Consider the following 12376-nt stretch of genomic DNA (forward strand, 5'->3'; position numbering starts at 1 on the left):
GGTAACAACTCTGCAACAACTCCTCTTTATACTAAAAAATAGATCAGGACGAATCGAAAACGATCAACGAGAGGATGAGGAAAATGAATTTTATCAAGGAAAAAAAGTTATGGGGAACGACGCTGATGATTACACTAGGTTTGATTGGCGTAATGATCGCCGGAATTTTCTATTCTCAAGGCAAAACCGAAGCCAGTTTAGAACAAGCAGAAAGTGAACCGATAGAAGTCACCATTCGAAAAGAAGATGAGTTATACAAAAACCAACCGTATCTGTCTGAAAAAGTAATCAGGAAAGTCTGTGAGAAGTTTGATTTGGATTACGACACAGTGACAAATGCCGAATTGACCGAAGAAATGTTTGATTATGAAATGGTGGCCGATGCGCTGATTACGAAAGGCGAGCAACCGGTTTTAGCGAGTGACAAATCGAAGGATATGGCATTGAGTCTAGAAGTTGAGATCGGGGATATCTACGCTTTTCACGGAGCGAAGGAGGTCATTGAAGAGGTTTGTAATGCGGCCGGGATCGATGCAGCAACAGCTAAAATCAAGGACTTAAGTGAGGAGACCCTGCTGTTGATTCATGAACGTGCCTACCAAGTTTCTGATCATCCGAAAAACTAAGTAAGGAGCGGTTTTATGGCAAGTATTGGGATAATCGAAGACGATCGCAGTATCAGCGAACTGGTAAAACGGACGCTGGAAAAGTCTGGACACTGCTGCTATCAGTTTTTTACCGGTGAAGAGGCTGTCCAAGGAATCAAAAAAGAGCAGCTTCAGCTCCTGCTGTTAGATGTGGGGTTACCTGATAGTGATGGTTTTTTACTGATCCAACGCTTGCCGAAGCTGCCGACGATTTATTTGACCGCCAGAGATGAGATTACGGATCGAGTGAAAGGCCTGCAATTAGGGGCGGAGGATTATATTATCAAACCGTTTGCGATGGCTGAGCTATTGGCTCGAATTGACGTTGTTTTGCGGAGATACTATCCATGTGACAACTGGATTGAGCTAGAGGAGCAGATCCGTGTTAATCTGGAGGAAAAAAGAATCTACAAAGAGACGACCGAACTATTTTTAACGACGCAGGAATTTTTGTTGCTGGAGGCGTTGCTTGTGAATAAAAACATCGCGCTATCTCGGGAACAGCTCCTTGATATTGCTTGGGGTATAGACTATCTAGGAGACACGCGAACTGTTGACGTTCATATCCAACGCCTTCGCAGCAAGCTAGGTTTAAGCCAAACAATTAAAACCGTATTTAAGTACGGGTATCGATTGGAGTTGGAGTGATGCAACTATGGCGTAAATATTATTTCGTAGCTCATGGTCTGTTTGCACTTGTTTTTGCACTTAGTTTGACCATTTTTATCAGCGGAAATTTTAAAAATGAGTTGCAGCATGTAGCGGATCTCGCGAGAATCGAACAGGATACCCTTATTCATACTTTAGAAAAATGGTATCGAATCAAGGCTACGTCCAATGATATCATTGAGTATTGCCAACAATATGCGGATAGTTCTATTTTTTTAGAAGTAAAAGAAGAGGAGCAGGTTTTGGTAAATACGATCGATGAAAATCTCCGCGGCGAGCAGGGGATACGCCTGCCAATCCACAAAAACAACGGAAATGAATTTCTGACATTTCATGAATCCTTCGAAAACTATCAAGGAACGACAATCTCTGTGCTCTATGCAAAAAATATCCATCAAGTTTACGAACACCATTATCAGCGAATCTTTCAAGGGATCGGTTTATTCAGCATCTGCAATGTTATCGTCGCGTTTCTTTTATACAAAATGATGAAAAAAATCTATCAACCGATTGAAAACATCGCTCATGAACTGAGAACGCCTCTAACCACAATTCAAGGCTACTCCGATTATCTGATTCGAGCGAAAACCGATGAAGAAGAAAAATTCTTTGTTGCTGAACAAATCATGGGACAGTCGATTTATTTGAAGGAGCTAGTGGAAAAGTTGCTGATTATCGGTAATTTAAAGGATCAGCCGATTCATGTGGAGTTGTTTTCACTAGAAGAGTGTCTTTCCGATTTTCAAAAAATATATCCTCATTTGACTATTCAGAAACCTTTGCCGAAGCTCAGAGGAAATAAAGTGCTAATAAAGGCACTCTTTAGCAATCTATTATCAAATGCCCTTCGTGAAAGTCAAACGGTCTGGATTAAAGCCGATGGAGCGACGATTCAGGTCGGAAATAGCGGAGCCGAGCTTAGTCCGCCCCTGTTAAACAAATTGAATCAGGGCCTTTCCTTAAATAAAAAGGAAATCTCTGGGATGGGAAAAGGGGTAATCCTCTGTCATGAGATTATGACTTATCACCATGGCAAGCTGAGCTATACGTCGGATGAAAGAGGGACGATTGCCTCGCTCCAGTTTAGGGAAGAAGATGTACAGTTTTAAATGCCTGAGTATATAGATTCAAACAATCTAGGAAGTGTAGATACAAAATAAAAATGAAGCATTAAAATAGACGAACTTCTCAATTAGACATGAGGAGATCGTCTTTTTTTTGTTCTAGAAAGATTTTTAAGCTAATTTTTAATGGATGAAATAAAAAAGTCTCTTTACTTTTTTGTTGACACCGGTTACAATCAACTTGTACCTACTTGTACACGCTAGTCCAAACTTGTACATTGATGAATACACTTGTACATTCTTGTTTCTAGTTGTACAAACGAATGCAGGAGGTGATCAAATGATCATTAATAGAGAAGTTTCAAAGCCAGTTTATCTTCAGGTAGCAGATTATTTGCGGAATAATATTTATTCTGAAGAATGGGGAAAGGGGGAGCAAATACCGTCAGAGAATCAAATCATGAAGTCTCTGGAAATAAGTCGCGGCACCGTGAAAAAAGCAGTTAACATGTTGGTTGAAGAGGGATTGTTATACCAGATTCAGGGAAAGGGAACCTATGTTACAGAGGACAATATTTCTTATTCATTGGGCAAAGGTCTTCTATCTTTTGCAGAATCATTGGAGGGTCAGAAATTAGCTTATGAAACGAAGGTCATCACTTCTGAATTTCGTAAGGCAACAAAAGAGATCGCTTCAAGGTTGAAGATTGCTGTTGGTGAAGAGTATTTGTACATGAAACGGATTCGGTTTGTTGAAGGGGAAAAAGTCATGTTGATTGAAAATAGGATCAACAGTCGCTTATGCCCAGGTGTTGAGGAACATGATTTTAATAAAGAAAGCTTATTTAAAGTGATGGAAGAAATCAGCGGCAAACGGATTGGTTACTCTGAAAGTAGATACGCAGCCAGAGTAGTAGGTGAGAAGCGCGGAAAAGAATTAGAAGTTTCCCCTGATTCTCCAGTATTGCATCTGGAACAATTAGTCTATTTAGAAGGAGGGTTACCAGTAGAATTCGGAAATGTATGGCTGAAAGCGAACAAGTACTACCTTGGAACGGTACTTCAAAGGGAGGAAATGTAGCATATGCCGTTAGTAAATGGTTACAGATTATTAGACATTATTAAAGAAAGAAAAGTAATTGCCGGGGCGTTCAATACGACAAACTTGGAAACAACTGTTGGAATTTTAAAAGCGATTGAGGAAAGCGGGATTCCGACATTTATTCAAGTTGCTCCGACCAATATCACGTTGGCTGGCTATGAATATATTGTCGATATGGTTTCTCGCTATGCTGAGAATATGGATACACCTGTAGCTCTGCATTTAGACCATGGAAAGAAGTTTGAGGATGTAAAAATGGCCACTCGGGCCGGTTTTACTTCAGTGATGATCGATGGTGCCTCGTATGATTTTGAAGAGAATATTGCCTTTACTAAGAAGGCTGTGGATTTTGCAAAGGGTTATGGGATTCCAGTCGAAGCAGAATTAGGCGCTATCTTAGGAAAAGAAGACGATCATGTTAGTGAAGCGGATTCGAAAACAAATCCTGCTCAAGTGAAGGAGTTTGTGGAACGGACAGGCTGTGATATGTTGGCTATTTCAGTAGGGAATGTTCATGGGTTAGAGGATGAACCACGAATTGATTTTGACTTGTTAAAAGAAATCAATGAAGTTTCACCAGTGCCTTTAGTTATTCATGGCGGATCGGGGATTCCAGATGAACACATTCAACAAATGGTCGCGTTTAACGTTACTAAAATCAACATCGCCAGTGACTTACGTCAAAGCTATATCAAGAGTGTCGGAAAAGCTTATCAAGAAAATAACGATGAAGCAAATTTGATTAAGGTCTTGCAAAATGCCGAAGATGCTGTTTTTGAAACGGTTTATGCCAAAATTCTGAGTATGAACGCTGCCACTGTGGAGGTTTAAGAATGACTGAATCATTAATAAATGAAAAATCATTGACCAATGAAAAGAATATCTTTGTTGATCTGGAAGTAACAGATTTTCCTGAGCTCATCCATAAAATTGCCCAGCCTTTAATTGACGATCAAGATGTGGTTGCTGAGTATCCTACACAGGTGATCAAACGAGAAGAAGGATTTCCAACCGGCTTGCCTACAGAACCGATTGGTGTGGCTATTCCTCACACAGATGCCAAATACGTGAACACTAATCGCGTGACGATTGCTACATTAAAGAACCCAATCAAAATGGAAGTAATGGGTGGCATGGATGACGAGAGAATCGATGTATCGATTGTTTTCTTATTAGCGTTAGGTCAATCAAACAAACAATTAAACATCTTAAAGAAATTAATGAGTATTTTGCCGGATGCTGAATTATTGAAAAAAATTAAGAATGGCAGTAAAGAAGAAATCTATCAACTTGCAAAAAATGAAATTGGACTTTAAAAAATAGGAGGAAGAAAAATGGCTAAAAATTTATTATTTGTATGTGCAACGGGGATTGCGACTTCAACAGCAGTAACGGAGAAGGTAATGGAGTTTTTAAAGGAAAAGAATATGACAGATGTAAATTATTCGCAAACAAACGTTGCTTCTGTTCAACAAAATTCTGACGAGGCTGATTTAATTGTTTCAACGACTAAAATTCCTTATGAATTAGAAACGCCTGTCATCAATGGGTTGCCATTAATTACAGGGATCAAGGAAGAAAAAGTATTGAATGCTATTTATGAGCAGCTAAAAGGAGAATAATATGGAGAATATGACAAAAACATTATATGACGTTGTACAGTATGTTCTAGGTTTTGGACCAACTGTTATGTTGCCATTAGTATTGTTTGTCTTAGCGTTGATCTTCAAAATAAAACCGGCAAAAGCGCTCCGTTCTTCACTCACAGTCGGGATCGGTTTTGTCGGAATTTATGCAATTTTTGATATTTTAACAAATAATGTAGGCCCCGCAGCGCAAGCCATGGTAGAACAAACGGGGATCAATCTTCCAGTAGTTGACTTAGGTTGGCCGCCTTTATCAGCAATTACATGGGGATCACCGATCGCACCATTTGTTATTCCAATGACGATGCTGATCAACATTATCATGTTGGCGATTAACCAAACAAAAACAGTTGATGTCGACATGTGGAATTATTGGCATTTTGCACTTGCAGGGACACTTGTTTATTATAGCACAGGTAGTTTCTGGTTGGGAATTTTAGCTTCAGCTTTGATTGCCATTATTGTTCTAAAAATGGCAGATTGGGCAGCGCCATTAGGGGAAGAATACTTTGGTTTGGAAGGCATTTCGCTGCCAACCGTTTCTTCTATTACCTTTTTCCCAATTGGACTAATTGGAAATAAAATCATCGATATGATTCCGGGAATTCGCAAAATTGATATCAATCCTGTCAGTATTCAAAAACGCTTCGGTATTTTTGGTGAACCAATGATGGTAGGAACAATCTTAGGCTTACTATTAGGTGTAGCCGCTCGCTATGATCTTAAAGGAATTCTGACGATGGGAATCAGTATCGGGGCAGTGATGTTTATCTTGCCAAGAATGGTTCGTATTTTAATGGAGGGATTACTACCGATCTCCGAAGCAATCAAAAAATTCCTGAATAATCGTTATCCGGATCGTGATGATCTGTACATCGGACTGGATATCGCAGTAGCAGTTGGAAATCCAGCGATTATTTCTACAGCGTTGCTATTAACACCAATCGCAGTTATCTTGGCGTTTGTTTTACCAGGAAATACGGTGTTGCCTTTAGGTGATTTGGCGAATTTAGCAGTAATGGCTTCAATGGTTGTTTTGTCCACTAAAGGAAATGTCTTTAGAGCAGTATTGATTGCTATTCCAATTATGATCGGTGATTTGTACATTGCCTCAGCGGTTGCACCGTTTATCACGGGCATGGCTAAGGATGTAAATTTCAGTTTCCCAGAAGGCTCAAGTGGATTGGTATCAAGCTTCTTGGACGGCGGAAATCCACTGAGATATTGGATTCTACAAATCTTCAATGGAAATCTTATCGCGTTAGTTCTGATTCCTGTTGTAGGAATTGGTTTGTTCTGGATCTATAAAGTAACCTTCAAGCAAACACATATGATCGATGATTCTTCTGCACCAGAAGGGGAGTCATTGAATGGCTAAGGAGCTTTCCATTACAATTGATATCGGAACGACGAATTCGAAAGTGTCCCTTTTTGAAATTGCTAGTGGGAATTTAGTTTTCCGCGAGAGTTTTCAAACAACCAAGAAAGTCGATGAATATGGTGAATTATTTGATTTGCCTGTAATCTGGGATCGATTGTTGGAAATCTTACTAAAAATTGTTGCTGATAATTCTGGAAATATTGATTCGATCAATATTTCCAGTGTTGGAGAGGCTGGAGTTTTAGTTGATTCCAGCGGTCGAGTCGTGACGCCTTTGATTGCTTGGTACGATAAACGTGCGGTTGGCTATATCGCTGAACTAGATCAAGTACAAAAGCAGCGTATTTACGAGATTACAGGGCTTCCCGCTCACTCGAATTACAGTGTGCCGAAAATCAAATGGTTGGTGGATCATTTAGAGCTTTCGGATCAAACCTACACTTGGTTGAACGTACCTGATTTATTTAGCTATTTTTTGACGAATCAAATGAAAACGGAATTCTCAATGGCCAGTCGAACGATGTGTTTTGATTTAAAAGAACGCTGCTGGTCAAAAGAGGTATTGGAATTGTTTAATTTGCATGAATGGATCACTTTTCCGCAGGTGATTTCTTCTGGTGAGGTAGTTGGTTATACAACTTCAGGAACTATTCTTGAACTGCAAAAAGAAGAAATATCTGTCCGCATTGCGGGTCATGATCACATGGTGGGGGCATTGGGCATCAATTTGCATGACAAGGATTTGCTGAATTCGACTGGGACAACAGAAGGACTACTCTTGATTGATGATCATCCCTTTTTAGAAGCAAAATCATTTCAGGAATCTTTATCTAACGGTATTTTTACTGATCCGAAATACTATACATTGTTCTCATCGATGCCGACGGGAGGCAACGCCTTCGAATGGTACCAAAATTTCTTTAACGTTGATCAACAGGAATTTGAAGAAGATTGTCAACAGTTGTATCAACGCTATGTAACGGATCAAATTTCCCTAGATGATCCCGTTATCTTAATTCCACATTTAAACGGTTCCGGTGCCCCCTTCAAGAATGGGAAATCCCGTGGATTGATGTACGGCATCAGTTTGGAGACGAGAAGAGAAGATGTTTTGCTAGGGATCATTTTAGGATTGTGCCTTGAAATGAAGTATGTTGCAGGTTGTTTTCCAATAGAAGAAGTGAATCGCGTCATCACTATTGGACCGGTGGTAAAGAATCCTTTATGGATCCAATTAAAAGCGGATGCTTTAAACAAAGAAATTTCAGTAGTTCAAATGGAAGAAGCCGTGTCCTTTGGGGCATTGAAGGCGACTTATTCAAACTTTGATTATGAGATCGATTATCAGATTGTCAATCCTATGGAACACCAAGTGGCATCATTTGATCGGTTATTAGACAAGTATTCGTATCTGTATGAATCGAAACGTTTTTTAGTAGAAGAAGAACCTCAGCAACATTTTATTAATAGCAAGGACTCAATTGAACAGTGTAAAGAAGCGAAAGAAATATTTTAGTTGAGAAAGGGACTCATTGAGTTCCTTTTTTTATTAGCTTCGTCAGTAACCTAATAAAGAAATAAAATATTCACCTCTTTAGATTTTTGAGATAATTAGGCAACAAATAACTGTTATGGTCAACGGTTTAAAAAGAGAACAACAGGATTACTATTTAAGAACGACAACTGCATGATTCATCCTGCAACATTTTCGTTACTAGACGTTTTCAGCTTGCTGTCGTCATTCTTGCACCTGGCGAATGAAGGTGGAAATCCTGATAGATCCGGGATTTATCCTTCTATGATTTAAGCTTCACTGAGCAAATTGCATGATTCATCCTGCAATAAGTTCGGCACCAAGCAGACTTCTTTCAGTATATGATTCAGGTAGCAAGAGAGAAAGAAGGGCACGACATGCAATTAGTGAATGGCTACAGATTAATGGACTATGCAAAAGAAAAAGAATTAGTCTTACCGGCATTCAATACGACCAACTATGAGTTAACCGCTGGTATCATTCGCGGCTATCAGGAAAAAGGATTAGGCGGGTATATCGCTATCTCATCAAGCAATTTAAAGCTTTCCAGTCCTAAGATTATCGCGGACATGGTCAAATCAGCGATGAGGGATGCTTCTGTTCCAGTAGCTTTACATCTGGATCACGGGAAAAGCTTTGCGGATGTGAAGGCTTGTATCGAAGCCGGTTTTACTTCAATCATGGTGGATGCCTCACATTTACCATTTGAAGAAAATATTGAAGAGGTAAGACGAACCGTCGAATATTGTCACTTTTATGGCATCCCAGTAGAAGCGGAACTGGGAGCGATCGGCGGGAAAGAGGATGATCATATTTCCGAAGAAGACGCAAAGACGAACCCGGAAGATGTGCAGGAATTTGTGGAACGAACAAACTGTGATCTGCTAGCAGTAGCGATTGGTAACGTACACGGGATGGACTTGAAGCCGAATTTGGATTTTCCCTTATTAGAGAAAATTGCGGCTATTTCCACAGTGCCGCTGGTCTTGCATGGCGGTTCGGGTATTCCTTTCGATCAAGTTAGAAGAGCGAGAAAGCAAAACTTGATCAAAGTAAATTACGGTTCCGATCTGCGCCAAGCGTTTATTCGCACATTTGGGCAAGCCTATGAGGAAAATCATAATGAATTTGACATTATGTCGCTGTCGAAAGCAGCGATCAACAATGTTGAAGACCGTGTTAAGGCGATTATCACGGAAGTCAACGGAAACTAGTGTTAAACGTAGGATGTTCGTTCTTTTTTGCAGGTTTATAATTGACAGAGCAAATGATAAAAGTAAACAAGATAAGATTACTGCCTATGTGAAGGAATGACATAGGGCAAAAAAATAATTATTAGGATGAAAGAGGGGGATAGGATGTTGAATAACCGACAAAAAGAAATGATTCAGGAATTTGAACGACGTAGTCCCTCTTTTTTAACCGCTGACCATTTTGTAGATAAGTTTCAAGTAAGTATGCGAACGATCCAATCAGATATCAAAAAGATCCGCGAGGAATTAGCCAAGAGTCAATATGCGGAACTGATCTCAGTTGCTTCTAAAGGGAGTAAGCTGCTGGTAAAGGACTACGAAGTCTTCCAAACCACGATCGCGAAAAAGGATAATTTGATGGATCAAAACCAATCAGATCGGATCCGCAAGCTCTGCGTTTTACTGTTAAATCAAAAGCGTCCGGTTAGTCGACAAAAGCTGCTAGATCAGCTATTCATCGCCCAATCAACGTTGAATAGCGATCTAAAAGAAGCAGACAAATTGCTGAGTAACTATCACTTAAGTATTGAACGGAAGCGCAATGCAGGTATTTACATTCAAGGAAAGGAATACGACAAGCGAAAATGCCTATTGAAACTGGGACACATTGATATTCACCAGAATCAAGGAATTATCACGAGCCAAGAAGCTTTTCGGCAAGACATTGAGATGGTATTGGTCAGTGTTTTACTGAAGCACCACTTCCATATTTCAGAGACTTTGTTCCAAAACCTAATCGTGCATATTGAAATGGCAATCAAACGTATGAACAGCGGTTTTTACATCGGGGGCGATGAGTTTGAAGGGGTAGCCGATTTTGATTCTGAGATGGAGGTATCGACAGAAATTTTCCAGCGACTTTCAGAACGCTCGTACTTCAAATTATCACAGGAGGAAATTGTCAATCTCGCCATTTATATCAAAGGGAAAAGTGATTATGAGAACGACGATTATATCTCAGAGGAGGTCAATACCTTTATCCTTCATGCGTTAAAAGAAATCAACGAGAAGTTCGATATCGACTTTCGTCAGGAAATTGATCTACGGATTTCGTTGGCGCTGCATCTAATGCCCTTATTGACGAGGATCGAGTACAATATTCAAAATGAAAATCAGCTTTTGGATCAGATCAAACAGTCCTTTCCATTGGGCTTCGACATTGCAGCATATATGTGCTTGCTGCTGCAAAATAGTATCGACAAGAAAATCGAGGAAGGCGAGATCGCCTATTTGGCGATTTACTTTAATCAGTATTTAGCAAAATACAATGATATCTCCGGTAAGAAACGCATCATGATTATTACCAGCCTGAAGCGTAGTGAAAGTATCCTACTCAGACAGCGCTTTGCGACCTGGTTCTCGAATGAGATCACGATTTTGACCTTAGTGAATACCCACGAAGTAGCGACAGTCGATATCGAAGACTATGATGTTATTTTCACGACGGAGCAAACAGAGTTGACAGACAAGATGGGGGCGATCTTAATCAGCTTCTTCCCAAGTGAGCAGGAATACTCCAAAATCAAGCTAGCGATCGATGGATTTAACGATAAGTTCGAGATTGTCAATCTCTTCAATAAAGAGCTTTTCCGTTTCGGTCATTTTTCTAATAAGAAGGAAGTGCTGGATAAGATTTGCTCAATCTCGGTTTCAAAGGTTAGCGACAAGGTTTTTCAGCTAAGAGAAGCAGTGGAGCTTCGGGAAGAGCTCGGCAGCAGCTATTTCGGAAATGGTATTGCTTTGCCGCATCCGATCAATCCGATCCTGGCAGAAACCTTTGTCTCGGTCATTTTATTGAAAAATGAGCTGCCTTGGGATTCTGATGGCAATAAGGTCCGTCTCGTCATGCTAGTAGCCATCGAAAAAAACAATGCAAAAGTGTTCCAGTTGTGGAATTATTTAGCCAAAATCATTCAAGAAAAAGGATTCGTTGATCGTGTGATCAAAGATCCGACATTTGAGCATTTTAGAGAGAATCTGTCCCAACTACTGGATGAATATATTTAGAACGTAATTAGTAAACTAGGAGGATGTACCATGAAATTTATTTTTGTGTCCCACGGGGATCTCGCGAAAAGTCTGTTGGCAAGTGCGCAGATGATCGTCGGTGAGCAGACAGATACCAAGGCTTTCGGCTTGTATCCAAATGATGATATCGGCGGATTGAAGGAGCAGGTGAGGATCGCGATCGAAGAATTTGGTGGCGGGGAGGACATTATATGCTTTACGGATCTCTTTAGCGGCAGTCCTTTTAATGCGGTGGTTGCTTTAATGGGAGACTATCCAATCCGACATATCACCGGCATAAATTTGCCGATGGTGCTGGAGGCTTTTATGGCGAGAATGAATGTGGAGACTACGGCGGAACTCATCAGCGCGAAATTGTTGAAAGAGGCACCAAAAACTTTTATCGATGTGAATAATTATTTAGGTGTTAATCTAGAAGACTAAAACAAAGGAGAGAGTAGTATGAAAAATATCGTATTTGCCAGAGTCGATGATCGATTGATCCATGGGGAGGTCGTAACCGCTTGGACCCCCACCTATAGCATCAACCACATTATCATTATTGATGACATCGTAGCCAGCGACCCGTTCCAAAAAAGAATTTTGAAAGCGCTGGCACCGACGAAGGTTCGAGTAGATGCCTTCACGACAGAAGAAGGCATTGCAGAATTGAATAAACCCTTTAATGAAAAGGAACGTGTGCTGTTATTAACAAAAACGCCAATCACCTATGCTAAGCTCGTCGAAGGCGGAATCGATCTAAAGCAGGTCAATCTGGGCGGCATGGGGATTCGCGATGAGCGAAAGCCATTTGTCAAAAACGTGGCCTGTGACGACGCCGAAGTGGAGGCGATCCGTCAAATGGTCAACAAGGGTGTGCATGTGTTCTATCAACTAGTCCCTGAACAACGCTTAATTGAGATCACAAATTTATTATAAAAGGATAACAGTCCAACTTTTCGCAGTTGCTAGTTTCACTTCGTCCCTTTAGTACGATGAGTAAAGTTGTATGTATATAAGAATTTTTTGAAATTTTACGTCAAAGAAATTTATACGTTATCAACAAGCTAGCC

The 12376-nt window shown here is 40.2% G+C and carries 13 protein-coding genes; all 13 read left to right on the forward strand.

What is annotated here, in order from left to right; genetic code table 11:
- Positions 1 to 83: 83 nt before the first annotated feature.
- Entirely contained in the window at positions 84 to 626 is a 543-nt protein-coding gene (locus IGI44_RS19785) for a hypothetical protein (RefSeq protein WP_438789646.1), read from the forward strand.
- 15 nt (positions 627 to 641) lie between these two features.
- Positions 642 to 1295, forward strand: coding sequence for a response regulator transcription factor (locus IGI44_RS19790; RefSeq protein ID WP_438789647.1), 654 nt, complete (start codon positions 642 to 644; stop codon positions 1293 to 1295).
- Positions 1295 to 2425, forward strand: a complete 1131-nt coding sequence (locus IGI44_RS19795) for a sensor histidine kinase (RefSeq protein ID WP_438789648.1) — start codon at positions 1295 to 1297, stop codon at positions 2423 to 2425. Before IGI44_RS19790 ends, IGI44_RS19795 begins: the two co-directional genes overlap by 1 nt.
- A 295-nt stretch (positions 2426 to 2720) precedes the next feature.
- Positions 2721 to 3461 carry a GntR family transcriptional regulator gene (locus tag IGI44_RS19800; protein WP_438789649.1) on the forward strand — a complete coding sequence of 247 codons (741 nt, stop codon included), beginning with the start codon at positions 2721 to 2723 and terminating at the stop codon, positions 3459 to 3461.
- A 3-nt stretch (positions 3462 to 3464) separates the two neighbouring features.
- On the forward strand, positions 3465 to 4313 hold the full coding sequence (locus IGI44_RS19805) for a class II aldolase (protein ID WP_438789650.1): 849 nt from the start codon (positions 3465 to 3467) through the stop codon (positions 4311 to 4313).
- A 2-nt stretch (positions 4314 to 4315) separates the two neighbouring features.
- Positions 4316 to 4798, forward strand: coding sequence for a PTS sugar transporter subunit IIA (locus tag IGI44_RS19810; protein WP_438789651.1), 483 nt, complete (start codon positions 4316 to 4318; stop codon positions 4796 to 4798).
- Between the two features lie 18 nt (positions 4799 to 4816).
- The gene (locus tag IGI44_RS19815) at positions 4817 to 5104 is read left to right on the forward strand and encodes a PTS sugar transporter subunit IIB (protein WP_438789652.1); all 288 of its coding nucleotides are present in this window, start codon (positions 4817 to 4819) and stop codon (positions 5102 to 5104) included.
- 1 nt (position 5105) lies between these two features.
- A complete protein-coding gene (locus IGI44_RS19820; protein ID WP_438789653.1) occupies positions 5106 to 6506 on the forward strand; it encodes a PTS galactitol transporter subunit IIC in 1401 nt (466 codons plus the stop codon).
- Positions 6499 to 8025 carry an FGGY-family carbohydrate kinase gene (locus tag IGI44_RS19825; RefSeq protein WP_438789654.1) on the forward strand — a complete coding sequence of 509 codons (1527 nt, stop codon included), beginning with the start codon at positions 6499 to 6501 and terminating at the stop codon, positions 8023 to 8025. The genes IGI44_RS19820 and IGI44_RS19825 overlap by 8 nt, the downstream gene beginning before the upstream one ends.
- A 395-nt stretch (positions 8026 to 8420) precedes the next feature.
- Complete coding sequence (locus IGI44_RS19830) at positions 8421 to 9257, forward strand: class II aldolase (protein WP_438789655.1); 837 nt, start codon at positions 8421 to 8423, stop codon at positions 9255 to 9257.
- Between the two features lie 144 nt (positions 9258 to 9401).
- Positions 9402 to 11303 carry a BglG family transcription antiterminator gene (locus IGI44_RS19835; protein ID WP_438789656.1) on the forward strand — a complete coding sequence of 634 codons (1902 nt, stop codon included), beginning with the start codon at positions 9402 to 9404 and terminating at the stop codon, positions 11301 to 11303.
- A 30-nt stretch (positions 11304 to 11333) separates the two neighbouring features.
- Entirely contained in the window at positions 11334 to 11747 is a 414-nt protein-coding gene (locus IGI44_RS19840; RefSeq protein ID WP_438789657.1) for a PTS sugar transporter subunit IIA, read from the forward strand.
- Between the two features lie 18 nt (positions 11748 to 11765).
- Positions 11766 to 12242, forward strand: a complete 477-nt coding sequence (locus IGI44_RS19845) for a PTS sugar transporter subunit IIB (protein ID WP_438789658.1) — start codon at positions 11766 to 11768, stop codon at positions 12240 to 12242.
- The last annotated feature ends 134 nt before the right edge of the window (positions 12243 to 12376 follow it).

It is taken from the genome of Enterococcus sp. DIV0756, assembly GCF_051710745.1.
Taxonomy (GTDB): domain Bacteria; phylum Bacillota; class Bacilli; order Lactobacillales; family Enterococcaceae; genus Enterococcus_A.